General features: G+C 60.7%; 22 protein-coding genes and 2 pseudogenes. 18 read left to right on the forward strand and 6 right to left on the reverse strand.

The genetic code is table 11. The features are described 5' to 3' along the window. Window positions 1-211: 211 nt before the first annotated feature. The 3 genes from NUH86_RS21680 to NUH86_RS21690 all read left to right on the forward strand — a co-directional run bounded on the left by NUH86_RS21680 (window position 212) and on the right by NUH86_RS21690 (window position 2,227). Entirely contained in the window at window positions 212-1,042 is an 831-nt protein-coding gene (locus tag NUH86_RS21680; protein ID WP_267252547.1) for a 23S rRNA (adenine(2030)-N(6))-methyltransferase RlmJ, read from the forward strand. 172 nt (window positions 1,043-1,214) lie between these two features. Next, window positions 1,215-1,535 carry a hypothetical protein gene (locus NUH86_RS21685; RefSeq protein WP_084438946.1) on the forward strand — a complete coding sequence of 107 codons (321 nt, stop codon included), beginning with the start codon at window positions 1,215-1,217 and terminating at the stop codon, window positions 1,533-1,535. A 203-nt stretch (window positions 1,536-1,738) separates the two neighbouring features. Next, a complete protein-coding gene (locus tag NUH86_RS21690) occupies window positions 1,739-2,227 on the forward strand; it encodes a hypothetical protein (RefSeq protein ID WP_267252548.1) in 489 nt (162 codons plus the stop codon). 566 nt (window positions 2,228-2,793) lie between these two features. Here the strand turns inward: NUH86_RS21690 and NUH86_RS21695 are convergent. From NUH86_RS21695 to NUH86_RS21705, 3 genes are read right to left on the reverse strand one after another with little or no spacing between them, the layout of a single operon-like run. Further along, window positions 2,794-3,522 (reverse strand): alginate export family protein, encoded by a 729-nt coding sequence (locus NUH86_RS21695; RefSeq protein ID WP_323749039.1) that lies wholly within the window; start codon window positions 3,520-3,522, stop codon window positions 2,794-2,796. Between the two features lie 11 nt (window positions 3,523-3,533). Next, window positions 3,534-4,367, reverse strand: coding sequence for an IS5 family transposase (locus NUH86_RS21700; RefSeq protein WP_267249579.1), 834 nt, complete (start codon window positions 4,365-4,367; stop codon window positions 3,534-3,536). After that, a complete protein-coding gene (locus NUH86_RS21705; RefSeq protein ID WP_267252549.1) occupies window positions 4,319-5,062 on the reverse strand; it encodes an alginate export family protein in 744 nt (247 codons plus the stop codon). The genes NUH86_RS21700 and NUH86_RS21705 overlap by 49 nt, the downstream gene beginning before the upstream one ends. A 58-nt stretch (window positions 5,063-5,120) precedes the next feature. On the opposite strand from NUH86_RS21705, the gene NUH86_RS21710 reads away from it, so the two are divergent. From NUH86_RS21710 to istB (NUH86_RS21720), 3 genes are all read left to right on the forward strand, one after another. Further along, window positions 5,121-5,633, forward strand: a complete 513-nt coding sequence (locus NUH86_RS21710; protein WP_323749030.1) for a Chromate resistance protein ChrB — start codon at window positions 5,121-5,123, stop codon at window positions 5,631-5,633. Window positions 5,634-5,741: 108 nt separating this feature from the next. Next, the gene (gene istA / locus NUH86_RS21715) at window positions 5,742-7,253 is read left to right on the forward strand and encodes an IS21 family transposase (protein WP_267249972.1); all 1,512 of its coding nucleotides are present in this window, start codon (window positions 5,742-5,744) and stop codon (window positions 7,251-7,253) included. Next, window positions 7,240-7,974: an IS21-like element helper ATPase IstB gene (gene istB / locus NUH86_RS21720; protein WP_267249973.1), complete on the forward strand. Its 735-nt coding sequence runs from the start codon at window positions 7,240-7,242 to the stop codon at window positions 7,972-7,974. The genes istA and istB (NUH86_RS21720) overlap by 14 nt, the downstream gene beginning before the upstream one ends. Before the next feature lie 290 nt (window positions 7,975-8,264). On the opposite strand, the gene NUH86_RS21725 is transcribed toward istB (NUH86_RS21720), so the two are convergent. Next, entirely contained in the window at window positions 8,265-8,585 is a 321-nt protein-coding gene (locus NUH86_RS21725; protein ID WP_267252551.1) for a hypothetical protein, read from the reverse strand. A 350-nt stretch (window positions 8,586-8,935) separates the two neighbouring features. Here NUH86_RS21725 and NUH86_RS21730 point away from each other — a divergent pair, with 350 nt between their 5' ends. From NUH86_RS21730 to NUH86_RS21740, 3 genes are all read left to right on the forward strand, one after another. Then, a complete protein-coding gene (locus NUH86_RS21730) occupies window positions 8,936-10,150 on the forward strand; it encodes a tyrosine-type recombinase/integrase (protein WP_267252552.1) in 1,215 nt (404 codons plus the stop codon). Window positions 10,151-10,317: 167 nt separating this feature from the next. After that, complete coding sequence (locus NUH86_RS21735) at window positions 10,318-10,731, forward strand: MbcA/ParS/Xre antitoxin family protein (RefSeq protein ID WP_323749031.1); 414 nt, start codon at window positions 10,318-10,320, stop codon at window positions 10,729-10,731. Continuing rightward, a complete protein-coding gene (locus NUH86_RS21740) occupies window positions 10,725-11,450 on the forward strand; it encodes an RES family NAD+ phosphorylase (RefSeq protein WP_267253027.1) in 726 nt (241 codons plus the stop codon). The genes NUH86_RS21735 and NUH86_RS21740 overlap by 7 nt, the downstream gene beginning before the upstream one ends. Before the next feature lie 145 nt (window positions 11,451-11,595). Here NUH86_RS21740 and NUH86_RS21745 read toward each other — a convergent pair. Then, window positions 11,596-11,940, reverse strand: a pseudogene (locus tag NUH86_RS21745) (IS21 family transposase); the annotation flags it as partial. On the opposite strand from NUH86_RS21745, the pseudogene NUH86_RS21750 reads away from it, so the two are divergent. From NUH86_RS21750 to NUH86_RS21780, 7 genes and pseudogenes are all read left to right on the forward strand, one after another. Continuing rightward, window positions 11,939-12,430: pseudogene (locus NUH86_RS21750) on the forward strand (IS21 family transposase); the annotation flags it as partial. The pseudogenes NUH86_RS21745 and NUH86_RS21750 sit on opposite strands and share 2 nt — an antisense overlap. Next, window positions 12,420-13,202 carry an IS21-like element helper ATPase IstB gene (istB, locus tag NUH86_RS21755; protein WP_267252554.1) on the forward strand — a complete coding sequence of 261 codons (783 nt, stop codon included), beginning with the start codon at window positions 12,420-12,422 and terminating at the stop codon, window positions 13,200-13,202. The pseudogene NUH86_RS21750 and the gene istB (NUH86_RS21755), both read left to right, overlap by 11 nt. 458 nt (window positions 13,203-13,660) lie before the next feature. Beyond that, a complete protein-coding gene (locus NUH86_RS21760; RefSeq protein WP_267253028.1) occupies window positions 13,661-14,203 on the forward strand; it encodes a thermostable hemolysin in 543 nt (180 codons plus the stop codon). Further along, window positions 14,200-16,239: an AMP-binding protein gene (locus NUH86_RS21765; protein WP_267252555.1), complete on the forward strand. Its 2,040-nt coding sequence runs from the start codon at window positions 14,200-14,202 to the stop codon at window positions 16,237-16,239. Before NUH86_RS21760 ends, NUH86_RS21765 begins: the two co-directional genes overlap by 4 nt. Continuing rightward, entirely contained in the window at window positions 16,226-16,987 is a 762-nt protein-coding gene (locus tag NUH86_RS21770; RefSeq protein WP_267252556.1) for an SDR family NAD(P)-dependent oxidoreductase, read from the forward strand. The genes NUH86_RS21765 and NUH86_RS21770 overlap by 14 nt, the downstream gene beginning before the upstream one ends. A gap of 14 nt (window positions 16,988-17,001) precedes the next feature. Continuing rightward, a complete protein-coding gene (locus NUH86_RS21775; RefSeq protein ID WP_267252557.1) occupies window positions 17,002-17,634 on the forward strand; it encodes a tetratricopeptide repeat protein in 633 nt (210 codons plus the stop codon). Then, complete coding sequence (locus NUH86_RS21780; protein ID WP_267252558.1) at window positions 17,634-18,263, forward strand: class I SAM-dependent methyltransferase; 630 nt, start codon at window positions 17,634-17,636, stop codon at window positions 18,261-18,263. The genes NUH86_RS21775 and NUH86_RS21780 overlap by 1 nt, the downstream gene beginning before the upstream one ends. 11 nt (window positions 18,264-18,274) lie before the next feature. On the opposite strand, the gene NUH86_RS21785 is transcribed toward NUH86_RS21780, so the two are convergent. After that, on the reverse strand, window positions 18,275-18,718 hold the full coding sequence (locus tag NUH86_RS21785; protein WP_323749032.1) for a DUF2141 domain-containing protein: 444 nt from the start codon (window positions 18,716-18,718) through the stop codon (window positions 18,275-18,277). A 132-nt stretch (window positions 18,719-18,850) separates the two neighbouring features. Between NUH86_RS21785 and NUH86_RS21790 the strand changes: the two genes are divergently transcribed. Together NUH86_RS21790 and NUH86_RS21795 are read left to right on the forward strand one after the other, a co-directional pair. Next, complete coding sequence (locus NUH86_RS21790) at window positions 18,851-19,408, forward strand: superoxide dismutase family protein (protein WP_267252560.1); 558 nt, start codon at window positions 18,851-18,853, stop codon at window positions 19,406-19,408. A gap of 87 nt (window positions 19,409-19,495) precedes the next feature. Further along, a complete protein-coding gene (locus tag NUH86_RS21795) occupies window positions 19,496-20,041 on the forward strand; it encodes a sigma-70 family RNA polymerase sigma factor (protein WP_416365389.1) in 546 nt (181 codons plus the stop codon). Window positions 20,042-20,051 lie beyond the last annotated feature (10 nt).

Below are 20,051 nucleotides of genomic sequence, written 5' to 3' on the forward strand. Positions count from 1 at the left end.
GGTGAAAATCACCTGGCGATATACGCGCGGCGGCCGACCGACAGCTAATGGCCACTTGCTATCAATACCCATGCCACAACCAGATGGACAGCTATCTGTCTTTACCGGCCAGCCGCCGTCGCACAATCGGCCAATAGCGGCACGGCCATAGCTTCGCTTTGCAGAAGGTCCAGCAGTTCGTAAAGGCAGATCATCAGGATTTTGAAGCACAATGAATTATCGCCATTCCTTCCATGCAGGCAATAGCGCCGATGTCGTAAAGCACAGCCTGTTGATCACCCTGGTGCGGACCTTGCAACACAAGCCGGGTCCGCTGACCCTGATTGACACCCATGCCGGCTGCGGGCTGTACGACCTTGGCGGCGACGAGGCCCAACGTACCGGCGAAGCCATGCAAGGCGTGCTGCGGGCCGTTGCAGACCGGAACCCTTTGCTGGACCACTACCGCGCCGCCGTGCAGGCGGTGAATGTGAGTGGCGAACCGCGCCTTTACCCCGGCTCGCCGCAGATTCTGGCGCAGCTTTTGCGTCCGCAGGATGTCCTGATCCTCAACGAAAAGCACCCGGAAGACGCTTACACATTGCGGGGCGTGATGCGGGGCACCAGTGCGGCCGTGCATCAACGCGACGCTTACGAACTTTGGCTGGCTATGGTGCCGCCCCGCACCGCGCGCGGTGTGGTGGTGGTCGATCCACCCTACGAGCAAACGGACGAACGCGCGCGCATCACCGCCACACTCGCCGCCGCTCACCGTAAATGGGCGCATGGTGTGACGGTGATCTGGTTTCCGCTGAAAGACCGCGCCACGCATTGGCAGTGGACGCAAAAGTTACGCAAGCTCGGCATCCCGAAATTTCTGCGGGTTGAGCATTGGCTATATGATAGCGAGCAACCCGGCATCTATAACGGCGCAGGCCTCTTCATTATCAATCCGCCCTATGCTTTCACGCAGGCCCTGCCGCCAATGTTGGAAGCATTACGCGCGGCGTTAGCGCCCGAAGGGCATAAGGGGGAGATCATATCCGATTGGTTGGAGGATTAGGACAAACCCTCCCCCCTTCTCCCAGAAGGGGGATTGCCGCACTTAGCCTATGCGGCGGTTGGCGACGGACTCAATCATATGGTCTGTTCATACAGTATGGCGACTGAGGACATCGAGAAAAGCCTACGATACCATGGATGGAGTATCGCTGCCGACATGCTAAGGGGATGACATGTTTCAAGCACCCGGCCGCAGCGGCACTGTAGAGATTGACGGTTTCAAATATGATTGGGAACTCCTGAGCGAACCTCAATTATCCTCTTCCGATGGCTGGAAAGGCATGACCGTCTCTCTGCGCCAGAGAGACATGCCGCGCCAGGCCGTGCTGGAATTTCCGGCACCCAAGCGCCTGATGAGAGGATTGCCGAAAGGGCGTTTGCACATCAACGATGCGATTGCTTCGCGAGGAGTGCGGGCCGCATTATCGGCAGGATGGGAACCTGCATCTCGAGGCAAACCGACGGTTTTCATGGTTGATGCCAACGGTGACTAAGGGGGCGTAAATCGCGCAACCCCGCCATCGCAGATATACATGGAGCCGGTGGGTATTGTGCCATTCGTCCGCTCATCCATCCGGGAAGCGGTCGGTCGGCACGTTAGAGACGGAGTTTCGGCGTCTAACGTCTGCAATTGGTCGCATGCCGCTGGGCGGCTTTCCTCGCCTGAACCGGACCAGTGGCTTACAGGCGGCACGCGGTGATCCGCGGGACGGGAACGACGATGCGGGTGGTTTGCGGACAGGCGGCTTTTGAAGCTCAGACGCGGATAGCAGGTACCCATTCGTCATCCGCCGTGATGCCATCAGGTACTCATTGCAGCGATTCCACTGCTAGGATACGCAAGGAACGACGTTTCAATCATCGGGGGTTCTTTGTGAATTGGCTAATTCTGCATATCTTGGGACTCGCTGATGCAGCAACCAAGGCATGCATTTGGACTGCCGTCTGTTGGTTCTTTTTAAGCAACAAGTTTTGGGCGCGCCAGTTAATCTACTGGTCAATTGGTTGCGCGATTGCAATCACTTTCACCTACTCAATATACCGATGGCAATCAGTGGGAGTAGTTGTAGAGCTAATTAAACTAGGCATTGTTTTTTTGGGGATACTTTTGCTGTGGCTGAAATATGAAGATGATCAATTTGACGAAATAAGCGAAGGCTCAGCCAGAGAAAATTCCGATGTCTAGTTTCAGTATGGAAGTTTAGCTCATAATATAAATGACGTCGATTGGTGCAAGTAGCAGGGGATCGTACCCGCACGTTCGCCAATTCCGTCACGCTGGCGCGCCCTATCTGACGGAAAACTGGGCCGCTCGATAGCGTCAGGTTTGGAGCGAACCGATCAATCACGTTAATGACAATTTCTGGTCGGCGGCTGACCGGCAGCCTTCTATCTCCAGATGGGCAGCGAAAATCCGAACGAATGACCGCTTCCGGGAAATCCAAATGAGCCGGCGAACGGCGAGAATTGGCGCTCAGCGGCCAAAAGGCGCTCCCCAATAGCGGCCATTTCATTGCCGCCTGAAGGCCGGTCGTCATGTCCGCTTTTTGGACTTTTCTGCCATTCGCGGGCCCGACGGCGAACGGCTAATGTTGGAAGGATGTGCCCTGCGCGCGAAAATGTGGCGAATGGCATCTTCGAGGTAGCCCAACTCGGTGAAGCTGCCACTGACCGCTTTCTCGAAACGCCTTTAAGTTTGCCGAAAGCAATGCGTGAAGGGTTGATCTGCTCGAGTGCAGTGCGGCCATTTCTTCAGAAACTCGCCATCAAATTGAAGGAAGTATAGCGGGTCCACTTCCTTGGAGGCGCATTGGGCGCGTCGCGCAGGAACCTCCCCTTGGCGAGTAGCAGCCCGTCAAATTCGAACCGAAGCCGTAACGGGATAATCCAGTAGCGTACGCGGCCTTCGATCTGATGGCCGGCGAAATTGCCGGAACGCCCGCTGCTGTCCCGAACCCCTGTGGTCGAAAAGGCGTCGGTTCGCGATGCCAGCCACATCGCCCGATAGACCGCGAACCAGTCCCAGCGCTTGTCCGGCGTCGCCTCCAGCCGAACGCCGGGCGTCACGATGTTGGCACGCGCCACGGCATTGTAGAGCCCCGCAGGAGCAAGGTCTGCACGACGCATCCCGAACAGCGTATCGAACCGACCGTAATCTCCTCCTGCGCGGTCGCCACTCGCCCGGTCAAACTCGACGGACAGCCGCGGCTTCCATGGTCCAGGGAAACTATATCCCGCATCGGCATGGACGAAGCTGGCGCTTACCGATTGACGCTGCGCAGTGGCTGCCAAGGACCCACTGATGCTGCCGGTCTGGTAGAAGGCCTCAAACTCATAATCGAACTTTCTTGTCTCCGGTTCGCGGATGATGCGTCCGCCGAAAGTATCCAGCGATCGGTCGCGCGTTGGCCTTCCCGGCCTGTCATGTTCACCCAGATGGAAATAGGTCAGCTCCGCTGCTGCTGGCCCTAAGTGTCCGATTCAGAAGTTTATCAAGCATAGCAATACCTTGCGGTTCGTCGAGTGACCATGCGTATGGAGGCAATGAGGGTCCAAGCAGTTGATGAGGCGATGGATGCCTCCCAGTCTTTGGCGAGGCGACGACATCTGCCGAGCCATGCGAAAGTGCGCTCGACCACCCACCGGCGGGGTAGGACATGGAAGCCCTTGGCAGCGTCGGACCGCTTGATGATTTCGACAGTCCACTTTCCCATCGAGGCCAGTGCGTCTCTGAGTTTGTCCCCTGCATAGCCGCCGTCTGCGAAGACGTGTCGTAGCCAAGGAAAGCGTTGGCGCACTGCTTTGAGGACATCGACGGCACCGTCCCGGTCCTGGATGTCTGCGGCATGGACCAGGATGAAGATCAGAAAGCCGCAAGTGTCAGTGAGGATATGGCGCTTCCTTCCCTTGATCTTCTTGCCTGCATCATAGCCCGTGGGGCCGCCGGATTCTGTGGTCTTCACACTCTGGCTGTCAATCACCCCAGCGCTGGGCGAGGCGTCGCGTCCCTCGATCTCACGCAGGTTCATCACCAGAACCGTGTTGATCGCCTCGAACAATCCAGCATTGCGCCAGGCGTAGAAATAGCGCCGCACCGTCGAGACCGGCGGGAAGCATTTGGGCAGCATGCGCCACGCACACCCGCCCCCGGCAAGATAGAGCAGCGCATTCAACAATTCCCGCATGTCGGTCGTTCGGCGGCGACCGCCGGATTTGGCTGGAGGAATAAAAGGCGAAACCAACGCCCATTCCCGATCCGTCATATCGGTTGGATATCTCAATCCTTCCCGGCTATGCTCCCGCCGGGCAATACCAGTCCATGCCATGGGGCACTCCATCTCTTCGCAAGGACGGCGTGAATCACAACAGGCTGGTATTGCTCAACAACTTTCGGATCTGGCTCTAAGGCCTTCGTCTTGCTGACGACGCCGCCCCACAGCACCAGATCGAAGCCTTCATGATCGAACCGAACGCGATGGTTCGTGACGCCCTCCCGATCGTCGGGGCGGCGTTGTTGCGGCAGCGTGTAGATAAAGGTGGCCTTTAAGCCCTTTGGCGCGGTAAGGTCTGCGCGCAGCCCGGTATAGCCATTGGTCGTGTTGCGATAATCGTCGGCGGCCACTAGTCGTCGTGATCCGAGGTTGAGCGTCATCCGGCCCGCCGTCAGCCCCAGCTTGGTCCCCTTGCCGAAAGGCTCGGCGATTTCGGCAGCGACATAGGCCTGCACCAGTTCCAGCGCATTGACCTCATTGGTGGAGATCGGCGTCCCTGAGTCCTCACCATCGGCTCGACTGTCGAACAGCTCTGCCCCCACTCGGAAAGCGCCGCTTCGATATTCTCCAAGCACTTGGGTGCGGATGTTGAACAGGCTGTCCTCGCTGTCAAACCCTGCGCGGGGCTGACCTTCAATTTCCTCGAAGCGAAGCCTCACGCTTCCGTTGAGCGAGAACCCGTCCTCTTGTGCAAGGGCAGGTGCTGCGCAGCAGGCAAGCCACGCCGACAAAGGCAGCTTCAGGGCCAAGCGAGTTTTCATAGGTATAGCTATTTCCACGAATCGAGGTCTATGATACATATGCATCATGAATTTCACCGGAACCAGCCCTTGGCTCGCGCTTTTGCACCAGCTTCCCGCGAAGCCACCCTATCTGCGCGTGAAGATATGGCGGCGATTGCAGGCGATAGGGGCGGTGCCCTTGAAGAATGCGGTGCATGTTCTTCCCCGATCGCCCGAGGCCGAATTCGCCTTCCGTGAACTGCTTGAGGAGATCATCGCCAGCGGAGGGGAGGCGACGCTCATCGAAGCGCAACTCCTCGCAGGCCAATCTGACGCTGACGTTCGCGTCCTTTTCGATAATGCCCGCGACGCTGATTATGACGAGATTGCTCAGGCCGCACAGCGCCTGTTGCAAACAGGCCCGGCAAGCGGCTCGGACATCGCAAAACTCCAAAAGCGCCTGGAAGAGGTGGGCAAGCTGGATTTTTTCGGCTCACACGGCCGGCAGGAAGCCGAAGCTGCCTTGGCCGAGCTCGACCGCCAGCGCTACCAGCATCCCGATGTCAGCCGGACCGAGCCGGCCCCACTTTCAGTGTGAATAAGCCTGCAATGTTGACCCCAGTTTTGGGGTGATGGGCGTCCAAAGTTGACCCCCTGAACGGTTGCGGTTCAGGCTCTTGCACTTTGCTGCGGGAGCGGGTGGGAGATGCTGATCGTGGAGACGGTGGCGCGCATCCGGCGCGAGTTTTTCGTCAAGGGCAAGTCGATCAAGGAGATCGTGCGGGACCTTGGCGTTTCGCGGAACACGGTTCGCAAGGTGCTGCGCTCGGGCGAGACGGCTTTCACATACGAACGCAGCGTGCAGCCCTTGCCGAAGTTGGGGCCTTGGGCCTCCGATCTGAACAAGCTGCTGGAGGCGAACGACCACAAGGTCCGGCGCGAGCGGCTGACGATGGTCAGGGTGTTCGAGGAGTTGCAGGGTCTTGGCTATCGTGGCGGCTATGACGCGGTCCGACGGTATGCGGCAAACTGGCATCGAGAGCGCTCAGCGGTGACAGCGGCGGCCTATGTGCCGCTGAGCTTCGCACCTGGTGAAGCCTACCAGTTCGACTGGAGCCATGAGATCGTCGTCATTGCCGGGGCGACGACCACGGTGAAGGTCGCGCACATGCGGCTTTGCCATAGCCGGATGTTCTACGTGCGGGCTTATCCGCGTGAGAGCCAGGAGATGGTCTTCGATGCTCATGACAAGGCGTTCGCCTTCTTCGGTGGCGCCTGCCAGCGCGGTATTTACGACAACATGAAGACGGCGGTCGACGCGATCTTTGCCGGTCGCGAGCGCCAGTATAACCGCCGCTTCCAACAGATGTGCGGGCATTATCTGGTCGAGCCGGTTGCCTGCACGCCGGCGTCGGGGTGGGAAAAAGGCCAGGTCGAGAATCAGGTGGGCCTGGTGCGCGAACGCTTCTTCACACCCCGGTTGCGGTTCAAGAGCTACGCCGAGATGAACGCATGGCTGGAGGATCGCTGTGTCACGCGGGCGAAGCACGCGGCGCATCCCGAGTTGAAGGACCGGACGGTCTGGGAGGTGTTCGAGACCGCGGACCGTCCCGCCCTGATCGCCTATCGCGGACCCTTCGACGGCTTCCACGCTTTGCCCGCGTCGGTATCGAAGACGCTGTTGGTGCGGTTCGACTATAATAAATACTCGGTACATGCGGCGGCAGCGGGGCGGCCGGTGGATATCCACGCCTATGCCCACCGCATCGTCATCCGGCAGGAAGGCGAGATAGTCGGCGAACATGACCGCCGGTTCGGCCGTGACCAGACGATCTATGATCCCTGGCATTACGTCCCTGTCCTGGCGAGAAAGCCCGGCGCGCTGCGCAACGGCGCACCGTTCAAGGACTGGGCGCTTCCACCCGCAATCGAGCGGGTACGTCGCCGCCTGAGTGGCCATTCTGATGGCGACCGCCAGATGGTCGGCATCCTGACGGCGGTCCTGAGCGATGGGCTTGATGCGGTCGAGGCAGCGTGCGCCGAGGCGCTGATCGGCGGCACCGTCAGCCGCGATGTCGTGCTCAATATCCTGACCCGTCAGCGCCAGCCATCGGCGCCGCTGACCATCGCCACGCCCGAGGCGCTCCGGCTCCGTCACGAGCCCGTCGCCGACTGCGCCCGTTACGATAGCCTGAGGAGGTTCTATGGAACGCCATGAGATACTGGAGATGATGGGGACGCTCAAGCTCGCGGGCATGCGGCACGCCTATGATGAGGTGATCGCCGATGCGGTGAAGCGACAACATAGCCCAAGCCGCGTGGTCGGTGATCTGCTGAAGGCCGAGATCGACGAAAAGCAGGCGCGCTCGATCAAATATCAGATGACGATCGCCAAGCTGCCGCTGGCCAAGGAAATTACGGCGTTCGACTTTGCCGAAACGCCAATCAACGAAGGGCTGGTGCGCGATCTGGCCACCGGCGCCTTCCTGGCCAACCAGCGCAATGCCGTGCTGGTCGGAGGGACCGGGACCGGAAAAACCCACCTTGCCATTGCGATCGGACGCTCCTGTGTGCGCACCGGCGCCAGGGTCAGATATTACAACACCATCGACCTGGTGAACCGGCTCGAAGCTGAAACCCGCGCAGGAAAAGCGGGGCGCATTGCCGATCATCTGTCCCGGCTCGACCTGGTGATCCTCGACGAACTGGGCTATCTGCCGTTCGCGCTGTCTGGCGGTCAGTTGCTGTTCCACCTGGTCAGCCGGCTCTACGAGCAGACCTCGATCATGGTAACCACCAACCTCGCGTTCGGCGAATGGCCCTCGGTGTTCGGCGACGCCAAGATGACCACCGCGCTGCTCGACCGGCTGACGCACCATTGCGATATCATCGAAACCGGCAACGAGAGCTGGCGCTTCAAGAACCGCGAAGCTGCCTGATAGCCCAGGAGAAACGCCATCGGCATGGGGGTGAGCCGGCTCCGGGCTACGCCCTCCGCCGCCTCACCCCCATGCCGACGATCCTGGCGCACTATCAGGGGGTCAATGTTGGGCGCTTATCAGGGGTGAATATCCGGGGCCGATTGACACGCATCAGCAGGAAGCGCCATGCTCGGCTCTGGGGTCCTGCTCGGAGACCTCCAGCGCCAGCCAGCCCAGGCGACCACCGCTAGGAGGACGAGCCCGCCTATTCCCTGGAACACCATATCAGCGTACATGCGCCCTCCCGATCAAGCGGCAGCCAGAAGGGCCTCCAAGTCCTGCTCAGTCAAAAAGACGTTCTGCGGCTTTCCGGTTGTGTTGTCGTCTTGAAAGACACCCCAAACGCCGGACCCCGCATATTCTGCTACGCCCTCCTCCAAAGATACCGTGAGACCAGGAAGAGCCCGCAAGGCTGCCAAATCGTCTTTGGAGAGGACGACATTTTGCCGCTTCCTGGCAATCGGGTCCAATTGGAGGACCACGAATATACCATCTCCCATAAACTCGGCCTTGCCCTCGCTCAGCTTGTGCGTGAAGGGCGCAAACTCTTTGGCCGATACGTGCTTCATTTACCTAGTTCCTACGTCGCTCCCGGTCCCCCCGTGGTCCCGATGAGCACAGAGATTCTCACAGGCTTGAAGAGGGTACAAGAAGGGGGTACAAACTCATTTATGGCGTGACACTGAAAACACAGGCATTTCCGGACTTTCCGCACTTGCGGACTACTTCCTGACCGCATCACGTAAGCGGCACCAGGAACGTCCTTTTCGAGCGGGCTAAAGCCTCGAAAAACCACGGAAAATCTGGTATAATCGGGCATCGGCTTTCCGGTGAGGCCCCCACCTGTCCACCTCCATCCAGGTGATTTGGGGGCCTCGAATTGGGGGCCTTTTCGGCAATTTTGAGTCGAGGCCCCCAGATGCTGACCACGATCCAGATCAATGCGCTAAAACCCAGGGAAAAGGCTTATAAGGTCGCCGACGCCAAGGGACTTTACCTGCTCGTCAACCCGAACGGCTCTCTGCTCTGGCGGGTGAAGTTCCGGTTTCATGGTATCGAGAAGAAGATGGCGCTGGGCCGCTATCCCGATGTCAGCCTCAAGGAGGCGCGCCAGAAGCGGGATGAAGCGCGCGAGCAGCTGGAAGAGGGCGTTGATCCGGCGGCGGCCCGGCTACAGGCGAAGATCGAGGCCGAAATTGCGGCCCGAACCACGTTCAAGGTGGTGGCGGACGAATTCATCGAGAAGATGGAGCTGGAAGGAAAGGCGGCGGCTACGCTCAAGAAAATGCGTTGGTTCCGGGACGTCCTGCAACCAACGATCGGGCACCGGCCGATCGCCGACATCACGGCGCATGAACTCCTCAAGGCGCTCAAGAGGCTCGAGAGGAAAGGTCATCACGAATCAGCGATCCGTGCGCGCTCATTCTCCGGCCGTGTATTCCGCTATGCCGTGGCGACCCTGCGCGCACAGCATAACCCGTCCGACATTCTTCGGGGCGCGCTCATTGCACCAAAGGTCAAGCATCATGCGGCCTTGCTGGAGCCGGCGAAGGTCGGCGAGCTGCTGCGCGCCATCGATGGGTATGGCGGGAAGATCGAGACGAGGATCGCGCTCCAGCTGGCCCCGCATGTCTATCTTCGCCCAGGCGAACTGCGAAAGGCGCAGTGGAAGGAGATCGATTTCGAGGCTGCGGTCTGGCGTGTTCCAGCCGAACGCACTAAAATGCGCAAACCCCATGCCGTCCCCCTCTCGAAGCAGGCGATCGAACTGCTTCGAGAGCTCAAGGCCCTGGGGAATTCCGGGGATTTCCTATTCCCGGCAAACAAGACCTTCCTCAAGCCGATTTGCGAAAATACGCTCAACATCGCACTCCGACGTCTCGGCTTCACAAACGAGGAAATGACCTCGCATGGGTTTCGATCGATCGCCAGCACGCTTCTCAATGAAAGCGGCCTTTGGCATCCTGACGCGATCGAACGCTCGCTGGCGCACCGTGAGCGCGATAGCGTTCGGGCAGCCTATCATCGTGGCGCTCACTGGGACGAGCGCGTTCGAATGGCGCAGTGGTGGTCGGATTACCTCGTCAAGCTGAGGGTCGGGGCTGAGGTGATACGGCCAAAGTTCGGGACGTGAAGGATTGCCGCCGACATCTGAGACCCCTCCAGAGATTCCCGTGCAGGAACATTTGGCGGTCGGCTTCCCAAGGTTGACGGACGCAAAACGGCACGCGCAGGCATGAATAGGTAGGGTATTGCCATATGGCAGCATAAATAATATATAATGCCATATGGAGAACACTGATGGCTCAGCTACAACCTGTTGATACCCTCCCGGCTCCGTTCCGGCCGGAGCCTTTGACCCAGGCTGAAGGGCAGGCCATGTTTCGCGCGGCCCTCAATCTTTTCGGAAGATGGGGGCTGACGGACGAGCAGGCTGCCGTGCTGACGGATATGCCCGTGCGGACGTTTCGGCGCTGGAAGGCAGAGGGGCCCGGGCGGCTGTCGCGAGATGGGCTCGCTCGTCTTTCCAATCTTATGGGCATTCACAAGGCGCTCCGCCTTATTTTCCAGGAACCGCAACGAGGCTATGACTGGATTAAGGCGAGCAATGCCGCCTTCGATGGCGCAAGCGCTGTTGAGGTCATGCTGGGTGGGGAACTGACGGACATCATGCGGGTGCGGCGCTATCTCGATGCGGAGCGTGGCGGCTGGTGACGACGGGAGATTTTCCCCCAGTAAACCGGGTTGAATGGGAAGCGGCAGTCAGGATCATCCGGAGCGCCTATCCCCCGATCGACCTGTTCGAGGATATTGCGGATCCGGCGGACTGGCCTCTGATCCTGTCGGCGGAGCAGAAGACGAACCCGCGCATCATGGCAACCATAGGGAATATCGACCTTGTTCCTCCCGAAAGGCGGATTGGCGGCGTCGGTGCATCCTATTTGATGGCGTCATTTACACATGTCAGTCCTGACCGGCCCAGTCGGTTTTCGGACGGCAGCTATGGCGTCCTCTATATCGCCCGAAGTTTTGAGACTGCGCTCTTCGAAACCATTCATCACCATGCGCGCTTCATGGCGAGGACGGCTGAGCGCGCGGGATGGACATCGCAATTTCGAGAGGTCGTGCTGAGGGTGGATGCCAGCCTTCATGACCTTCGGGGAGACGATCAGGAATTTGCCTCCTGTCTTGACCCCAACAATTACGAAATCGCTCAACAGTTGGCCACGAAACTGCGCCGCAAAGGCTCGGACGGCTTGGCCTATCCGAGTGTCCGGCAGGCTGGCGGAGAATGCGTCGCGCTATTCTATCCCGATTGCGCTTCCAAACCCGTCCAAGGCCGGCACCTAGACTATCATTGGGATGGGCGGCGGGTCGATCTTGTTCGCGATGCCGGCAATGGCGCCGTGTTCAGGGTGATAGAGGATTCGTGATGGGGCGGCAGCGAGGCAAGGGTCGCGATGACTGATCGCCATGAGCAGGCGGCTGAGGCGCTGGGCGCGCATGTCGACTTTCGGGTGCTGCGGCGGCTGAAGCCTGTCACCTCCTTTCATGTGGCAGACCCTCATGTGAGCAGCCGGGTTGCCATAGCCGATGCCGGGCATCCTGGACGTTCTTCTCGATCTGGCCCTTTTCCCAGCCTGCTGCCGGATTACAGAGCTCGGCCTCGAACAGATAATGACTGACCATGGTGAGGAAGCGATTGTTGACGTTGCGCTCCTTGCCGCGCCCGACCTTATCGACGGCGGTGCGCATATTGTCATAGATGCCCCGGCGCGGAACATCACCCAGCACGCGGAACGCATGATTATGGGCATCGAACAGCATCTCGTGGGTCTGGAGCAAATAGGCCCGCACGAGAAAGGCGCGGCTGTAGCTGAGCTTGAAGTGGGCGACCTGCAGCTTGGTGTGCACGCCGCCGATGCGGGTCTATCCCGATCGCTTCCTGGCCGTCGCCGAAGGGCAAGTCATATGCGAGCATCAGCGCATCATCGACCGATCCCATGATGGGCCGGGGCACACCGTCTATGACTGGCGTCATTATCTGGCAGTGGTTCAGCGAAAGCCCGGCGCCCTGCGCAACGGCGCGCCGTTCCTCGAACTGCCCGAGGCCTTCCAGCGGCTGCAACGGCATCTGCTGCGCAATCCCGGCGGCGACAGGGAAATGGTCGAGATCCTCGCGCTGGTCCTGCAGCATGACGAAGAGGCGGTACTGACCGCCGTAGCCATGGCGCTGGACGCCGGCGTTCCGACTAAGACCCATATCCTCAACCTGCTGCACCGGCTGCTCGATGGAAAACCGCTCTCGACGCCTCCGGTGACGGCGCCGCAGGCGTTGAGGCTGGTCAGCGAGCCGATGGCCAATGTCGAACGCTACGATGCGTTGCGCGGGGAGAACCGTCATGCGTCATGATCCCGCTACCGGCGCCCTCGTCGTGATGCTGCGCGGCCTGAAAATGCCCGGCATGGCCCAGGCCGTGACCGGCCTCATGCAGCAGGGATCGCCCGCCTTCGAGGCGGCGGTGCCAATCCTCTCCCAGTTGCTGAAAGCCGAGACGGCCGAACGCGAGGTGCGATCCGTAGCCTATCAGCTCAAGGTTGCGCGGTTCCCGGCCTATCGTGATCTGGCAGGCTTCGACTTTGCCAGCAGCGAGATCAATGAAGCGCTGGTGCGCCAGTTGCACCGCTGTGACTTCATCGACGTCGCCGACAATGTGGTGCTGGTCGGCGGCCCCGGCACCGGGAAGACCCATGTCGCCACGGCGCTGGGCGTTCAGGCCATCGAGCATCATCGAAAGCGGGTCCGCTTCTTCTCCACGGTCGAACTGGTCAATGCCCTGGAACAGGAAAAGGCCCAGGGGCGCGCCCGGCAGATCGCCAACCGGCTCGTCCACTCGGACCTCGTCGTGTTGGACGAACTGGGTTATCTGCCGTTCAGTGCCTCCGGCGGCGCGCTGCTCTTCCACCTGCTGAGCAAATTATACGAGCGCACCAGCGTCATCATAACCATGAACCTTAGCTTCAGCGAGTGGGCCACCGTGTTCGGCGACGCGAAGATGACCACCGCGCTCCTCGATCGGCTCACCCATTACTGCCACATCCTGGAGACCGGCAACGACAGCTTCCGGTTCAAAAACAGCTCGGCCCAGCAGGCCAGACCCAGAAAGGAGAAACCCGCACCTTGACCCACATATGACATCCGAAACATAACCATCAGGCGGGTCACTTCTCAACGGCAATCAACATCCCGTCCGCATCGCGCCATTCCCCGACGCCTATTGGCGCGATGTTCATCTCCGAAACCGGACGTTTGCGGATGCCATACATCGAACCGCAACGACTAGGCTGGGACAAAACTGCCGTCCCTGATGTCATGTCAATTGGCAGGTTCTGTCATGGTAGCCGACATCGGTGTTTTTCTATTCGGTGATGGGGCTCGCGGGCCGGGCGACATGGGGCTGCAGAACGCACGTTCGAAAAATTGTCCCGACACATTAGCGGGTGTCAAGCGGATGCTAGTCGTCCCTCCGTTTCCAACAATCATGAGTTGGAAATTTTACTCGCATCATCGATTTTTTATCGACCGACTGAGGTGGGGCCCGTGCAGTGGCGTCTAGCCAGCAATCCTGAGTGAGTATTGCCGATGAGCGAAGCCGTTAGGGCCTTTGTAGCCAATCGATTTGCGGAGCAGCATGGCGCCCAGCCTTGCATGAATTATGACCAGTGGCACGTCGTTCACGCGCAGAGCAAGCAACCCATGGCAGCACTAGCCGTGCGCCCCGCGTCCAACGAAGCCCTGTTCCTCGAAACCTATCTCAGCGCACCGATTGAGCAGGCTGTTTCTCTGGCGTTCGGGTATGCCGTTCCGCGCGATGCGATCGTGGAGATCGGATGTCTGGCTGCGGTCCCAACTGCGGCAATGCTGACGCTTTGGAACAGCGCAGCTGCCAGCCTGGTCGGCCAGCACAGGGTGGCCGTCGCCACGCTCACCTTGCCTTTGCGCAAGATGTTCGCGCGGGTCGGTCTTCCCTTTGTCGAACTGGCGACAGCAGACCCTGATAGGCTGTATGCAGATGCACGGGGCCGTTGGGGCTCCTATTATGACACCCGCCCGATCGTTTGCGCCGGCGAGATCGCGGCGGGATGTGCCGCCTTGCAAGCCTTTGGACCGGGGGCACGCCAATGAGCACCCTGCTGCAAGCGATTTTCGCGCGCGCTGAACAGCGCGGGCAACGAATCGCCATCGATGATGGATGTCGCCAGATCGCGTACGCTGAATTGCCCAATCTGGTCACGGCCATGGAGGACAGCATCGAGCGGGCGACGACCGCTGTCGGACCTGTCGCGATAGCATTGGATAATGGCATCGACTGGGTCTTGGCTGATCTTGCGCTACTGTCGATGGGACGTCCGTGCATTCCACTGCCTGGCTTCTTCACCGCGATGCAACGGGACAAGGCCCTCGCCGATGCAGGCGCCGTGGCGATGATCACGCCCGACGGCATCGTGCCACTGGCCTATGCGCCAGCAACGCTGCCATCCGGCACGGCGAAGATCAGCTACACGTCCGGATCGACTGGCGATCCGACGGGCATTTGCCTTGACGAGCGGCTGATGTTGCAAACGGCGCAGGCGATTGTCGGCAGGCTCGGCGAAGGGATGGCCGGCATCCATCTGCCGCTGCTGCCCCTGGCGGTGCTGCTTGAAAATGTCGCCGGCCTCTATGCGGCGCTGCACGCCGGGGGCCGCTATCTCGTCCGTTCGCCTTCAGTCGTCGGGCTCGCCAACCCTTTCATGGCGGATGACGCCAAGATGGTAGAGGCGATAAAGAGCCAGGCGGCGACCAGCCTGATCCTCGTGCCGGAATATCTGGCGCGGCTGGTAGATTATATGGAGCGGACGAACACGCGCCTGCCCGATCTGCGCATCGTCGCCGTGGGCGGTTCTCGTCTGCCCGTTTCGCTGATGCAGCGTGCGGAGCAGGTCGGATTGCCCGTGCTGCAAGGCTATGGCCTTACCGAATGCGGATCGGTCATATCGCTCGAAACCGTCGGTGAGCGCGATCGCGGCTCAGTGGGCTATCCGTTGGACCATGCGACCGTCTCGCTGGCACCCGACGGGGAAATCGTTGTCGATGGCGATTTTCATCTCGGCACGGTGGGGCATCCGCGTGAGAGCGGCCCTATCTTCACCGGCGATATCGGCGCGATGGACGAAGCGGGACGGCTTTCGATCGTCGGCCGCAAATCCAGCCTCATCATCACCAGTTTCGGCCGGAACGTCGCGCCCGAATGGGTAGAGGAGCAACTGGTCGCGCAGCCGCAGATCGCGCAGGCTATGGTCTATGGTGACGGCGAGGCGACATTGAGCGCCTTCATCGTGCCTTCGTCCCGTGACGCCGATATCGCCGCAGGCGTGGCGGCTGCCAATGCGGGCCTGCCGGCCTATGCGCAGATCGACCGCTGGCAACCGTCCTACCCCTTCCTGCCGACGGACGGCACGCTGACGCCCAATGGCCGCTTGCGTCGCGCTGCCATCCGGGATCGCGCCGCGCGTAGACCCTTCTTCGACCGGCTGTGCGCAGAAACCGCACCGGCGCGTGCGCGCCTGATGACTGTGCCGCAATTGCAGGCTGGCCTTGCGGGACAGATCAGCCGCGCGACCTATGTGGCCTATCTGAGCCAAGCCTATCATCATGTCAGCCATACCGTTCCGCTGATGCGTCTGGCGCGCGCAGGCCTGTCGGCCAAGCCGATGCTTGTGGAAGCGCTCGACGACTATATCGCGGAAGAGGAAGGCCATGAACATTGGATCCTCGACGACATCCGCGCGGCGGGCGGCAACGTCGACGCAGTGTTGGCGCAGGGCCCCTCGCCGGCGACCGCGCGCATGGTCGACCACGCCTATGCCACGCTGACCAACGGCAATCCGGCGGCCTTCTTCGGCATGGTTTTCGTGCTGGAGGGGACGAGCATCGCGCTGGCGAGCAATGGCGCCGAAGCGGTGCAATCGTCACTGGGCCTGCCTGCATCCGCCTTCACCTATCTGACGTCGCATGGCGCTCTGGATCAGGATCATATGCGCTTTTTCGAAAAGCTGGTGAACAGCCTCGATGATCGCGCAGACGAAGAGGCCATCGTCGCCATGGCAAACGACATATTCGACCTGTTCGCAGGCCTTTTCGCAGCCATTCCCATGGAGGACGACCTTGCAGCAGCTTGAAGGAAAACGGGTCGTGCTGACGGGTGCGGCGGGCGGGCTCGGCGCGCCGCTCGCGGGAATGCTCCGCGCACAGGGTGCCCACGTCACCGGCATAGACCGGATGGAATGCGCGGCGTGCGACGACAGCATCGTCACCGACCTTGCCGATGACGGATCGTTGACCGCGCTCGCACAGACGCTGGCGACCGACACGCCGGACATATTGATCAACTTGGCTGGCGTCATGCGCTTTGGCCTGCATGAGGATCAATCGACCGACGGCCTTGCGCTTTGCTATCGCGTCAATCTCTATGTGCCGGCGGTCTTGGCGCAGGCTGTAGCAGCGCCGATGCGCGGGCGCGGCCACGGCCGGATCGTCAATATCGGGTCGGTGCTGGGTGCCATTCCCTATCCCTGGTTCGCAGCCTATTCCAGCAGCAAGGCGGGCCTTGCGGCACTCAGCCAAAGCCTTCGGCGCGAACTGGCCGGTAGCGGCGTCGAGGTCACGCATGTCAGTCCGCGCGCAGCCAGGACGCAGCTCAACAACAGCGACGTCAACCGTTTCCTGGCGATCACCAACATGAAAGCCGATGAGCCGGATGCTGTGGCCAGCAAGATATTGAATGCGATCCTGCAACGCCGCCAGTCAGTCTCGATCGGGCGCATGGAGCGACTTTATGCGATCCTGAACGCCCTTTCGCCGCGCGTCATCGATAATGGCATCGCGCCGCAAATTCGCCGCGCCCGAGCCGAATTCTGTCAAAAATAATAGGAGAGGAAGTCATGAAAATCCATTTCGTACTGGCGACCTTGCTGGCCGTTGCCGTGCCGACCGCGGCAACGGCCGGGATGCCCGAGGAGGTGAAGTCGATCAACGACAACTGGGCGCGCATTTCATACCAGATGAATGGCTCCAGCCACCAAACGACCGCGCTGGACCAGCTGGCACGGCAGGCAGATCAGGTCGTGGCGCGTTACCCCAAACAGGCCGAGCCGCTCCTGTGGCAGGGAATTGTGGTCAGTGAACAGGCCAACCGCGCCAATATCTTCCACAAGCTGGGCCTCGCCACCCGCGCCCGGGACATATTGACTCGCGCCTATGCCATCAATCCGCGCGCGGGCAATGGCGGCGTGGCGATGAGCCTTGGCGTCCTTTATTATAAGGTGCCGGGCTCGCCGATCGGCTTTGGCGACGATGCGCGCGCGCGCCAGCTGCTGCAACAGGCGCTCGCGCTCGATCCCGATGGTCTCGACGCCAATTATTTCTGGGGCGACTTCCTCTATGACCAGGGCGACACGGCCGGTGCGAAGGCCGCGCTCGCAAAGGCGCTGCGTGCCCCACATGATCCGGATCGACCCGTCTGGGATACCGGACGCCGCAGGGAAGTGCAGGGCCTGCTGAAGAAGATCGGCTGATGGGATTCGCGCGTTCGCTTGCGCGGCAGCTGGCCGAGCCGAGCGGTTTTGCCGGCGCGCTGTGCGGCGCGGCGATGGACGTCGCCAACCGGGCGCCGATGCGGATGGCGATCGACCTTCTGGCGCCCGCGGACGGCGAAGTCCTGCTGGATGCCGGTTGCGGGACCGGAGCCGCAACACAGGACATCTTCCGACGCGCCTCCTGCCGGATCATCGCCGTCGATCAGTCGGCGACGATGATTCGCCGCGCCCGGTCCCGCATGAAGACGTCCGGGCGCGACCGGGTGGAACTACATCATGGCCGATTGGAAGACCTGCCATGTCCGCCCGGCATGTTTGATGCTGCCCTCGCACTCAACATCCTCTATTTCTGCGACGAGGCGTCTGCGATGATCGATGCTATCCGCACATATCTCAGGCCCGGCGGTCGCCTCGTCTCATATGTCACTCACCGCAACACGATGGAAAACTGGGCCTTCACGCGCGAAGGACTTCATCGCCTGTATGACGAGCACCAACTTGGATCAGCCCTGATGACGGGTGGTTTCGATCCTGCACGGATCAGAATCGAAACCAGAACCGTTGCGCCCGGCATACAGGGGCTGTTGGCTACGGCCTACGCCACCTGACCCAGGCTCGCTCAATAACGCAGATTGATGGCGATCGCGCTGCCCTGCTCGTTCACGGTGAAGCTGGATGCACTGAAGCTGGGTGGCCCCATGATGTGAGGATTGTTGGACAGCCCCCATCCCTCCGTCGGGAACATACCGAAGCGCAGATCGAGCTTCCGGTCTTCATTGGCATCATGATAGGCGATTACCGCATATTCGCCGGGAGGCAGATCATCGAACTGCGCCGTCACGGATGCTGCGGTCGCGCGAACTTGTATCACCTTGACCGCTTGCTCCTCATGGCGGAATCCCCTGGCGCCACGATATAGAGCGAAGCGGATCCATCCGCGGCCAGGCCTGACATGGTCGGCCCTGACTTCCAAAGGAGCCGCGCTGGCCGATGCCGGCGATAGCCACAGGCTGGCCGCGCACCCTACGATGACCATCAGTCTTCGATTTCGTTGACGTCTCATTGCGCGCCTTTCCCATGTTCGTCGCTTTCCACCAATCGACGCCGCCGCGGGAGGCCGACCACAGCTTCAGGCACAGCCGGATCGAAATTTTGGATCAGCATGACTGAGGGGACAGTCGATCCGTGGCGTCTCATGCCGACCGCGCCGCCGAAAGGCTTTTTCAGGGAGAAGATTATGCCCCGCCTGCCCATTTTGCTGCTTGCGTCATGCACTCTCGTGGCTGCGGCCCCGGCAGAGACCGGCAAGCGTTACAGCTTTGGCAATTCGAAGACCGGCGTCAGCGGCGAAGTGAGGCTGAAAGACGCACCCAATGGCGTATTGGTGCATATTGAAGCGACTGGTTTGCAGCCGGGTTGGCACGCCGTTCATTTCCATGAGAAGGCGGATTGCACGGACCCGATGTTCAAATCGGCCGACGGCCATGTCCATATGGTGACACCCACCTTCCATGGATTGCTGAACCCGGCCGGAAACGATCTTGGCGACCTGTCTAATATCTTCGCCGATGCGCAAGGCGTCGTGAAGGCGGAGTTGTTTTCGCCGTTCGTTGCCCTGCGCGACGGGACAACGCGGTCCAACCTGCTCGATGCCGACGGATCTGCACTGGTCATCCATGCCAATGCGGACGACTATGCGACGCAGCCGATCGGAGGTGCGGGCGCGCGGGTGGCTTGTACCGGGATCCAATAATGCGGGTTTCCTTGAGTGCCGCGACCTGTGTAAATGGCAGACGGCTGGATTAACGCTATAATGACGACAGCGGCTACGCCCGATCGGGTGCCCGGGAGGTGGGCCGTCGAGAACGAACAAAATTGTGCGGAGGGTCTCACGGCCGTTCTGGCGGCGCAACGAACCCAGCTATTGCGATTTTTCACGAGTCGTACCGGCAGTGAGGCAGAGGCCGAGGATGTCGTGCAGGAGATCTGGCTGCATGTGGCGCGGGCAGACACCGGGCCGGTCGCCAATCCCATGGCCTTTCTGTATCGGACCGGGATGAATATCGTCGTCGACCGCGTTCGCGAGCGGCAACGGCGGATCAGGCGAGAGCAGGGCTGGTCGGCTACCGTTGTCGAGCACAGGGGAGGGGAGGCCACGGACGAAAGCCCATCGCCCTACGACGTTGTTGAAGGGCGCGATCAAGCCGCACATCTTGCAAAAGCAATCGACGCGCTGCCACCGGGGGCGGCGCGCGTTTTCCGCCGGCACAAGCTGGATGGCCTCAGCCATGCAGAGGTCGCGGCGGAGTTCGGCATCAGCCGCAGCGCTGTTGAAAAGCATATCGCTGTCGCTCTGCGCCATCTGCGCCAGGCAATCGAGCGATGACGCGGCAGGG

The sequence above is a fragment of the Sphingobium sp. JS3065 genome (assembly GCF_026427355.1).
GTDB lineage: Bacteria > Pseudomonadota > Alphaproteobacteria > Sphingomonadales > Sphingomonadaceae > Sphingobium.

What these genes read in the sequence shown, in the direction of transcription:
- NUH86_RS21790 (WP_267252560.1), top strand. Translation starts at nt 18,851, where the DNA reads ATGCCGACCGCGCCGCCGAAAGGCTTTTTCAGGGAGAAGATTATGCCC.
- NUH86_RS21680 (WP_267252547.1), top strand. Translation starts at nt 212, where the DNA reads ATGAATTATCGCCATTCCTTCCATGCAGGCAATAGCGCCGATGTCGTA.
- istA (WP_267249972.1), top strand. Translation starts at nt 5,742, where the DNA reads ATGCTGATCGTGGAGACGGTGGCGCGCATCCGGCGCGAGTTTTTCGTC.
- NUH86_RS21700 (WP_267249579.1), bottom strand. Translation starts at nt 4,367, where the DNA reads ATGGCATGGACTGGTATTGCCCGGCGGGAGCATAGCCGGGAAGGATTG.
- NUH86_RS21780 (WP_267252558.1), top strand. Translation starts at nt 17,634, where the DNA reads ATGGGATTCGCGCGTTCGCTTGCGCGGCAGCTGGCCGAGCCGAGCGGT.
- NUH86_RS21785 (WP_323749032.1), bottom strand. Translation starts at nt 18,718, where the DNA reads ATGAGACGTCAACGAAATCGAAGACTGATGGTCATCGTAGGGTGCGCG.
- NUH86_RS21725 (WP_267252551.1), bottom strand. Translation starts at nt 8,585, where the DNA reads ATGAAGCACGTATCGGCCAAAGAGTTTGCGCCCTTCACGCACAAGCTG.
- istB (WP_267249973.1), top strand. Translation starts at nt 7,240, where the DNA reads ATGGAACGCCATGAGATACTGGAGATGATGGGGACGCTCAAGCTCGCG.
- NUH86_RS21765 (WP_267252555.1), top strand. Translation starts at nt 14,200, where the DNA reads ATGAGCACCCTGCTGCAAGCGATTTTCGCGCGCGCTGAACAGCGCGGG.
- NUH86_RS21760 (WP_267253028.1), top strand. Translation starts at nt 13,661, where the DNA reads ATGAGCGAAGCCGTTAGGGCCTTTGTAGCCAATCGATTTGCGGAGCAG.
- NUH86_RS21685 (WP_084438946.1), top strand. Translation starts at nt 1,215, where the DNA reads ATGTTTCAAGCACCCGGCCGCAGCGGCACTGTAGAGATTGACGGTTTC.
- NUH86_RS21735 (WP_323749031.1), top strand. Translation starts at nt 10,318, where the DNA reads ATGGCTCAGCTACAACCTGTTGATACCCTCCCGGCTCCGTTCCGGCCG.
- NUH86_RS21775 (WP_267252557.1), top strand. Translation starts at nt 17,002, where the DNA reads ATGAAAATCCATTTCGTACTGGCGACCTTGCTGGCCGTTGCCGTGCCG.
- istB (WP_267252554.1), top strand. Translation starts at nt 12,420, where the DNA reads ATGCGTCATGATCCCGCTACCGGCGCCCTCGTCGTGATGCTGCGCGGC.
- NUH86_RS21710 (WP_323749030.1), top strand. Translation starts at nt 5,121, where the DNA reads ATGAATTTCACCGGAACCAGCCCTTGGCTCGCGCTTTTGCACCAGCTT.
- NUH86_RS21730 (WP_267252552.1), top strand. Translation starts at nt 8,936, where the DNA reads ATGCTGACCACGATCCAGATCAATGCGCTAAAACCCAGGGAAAAGGCT.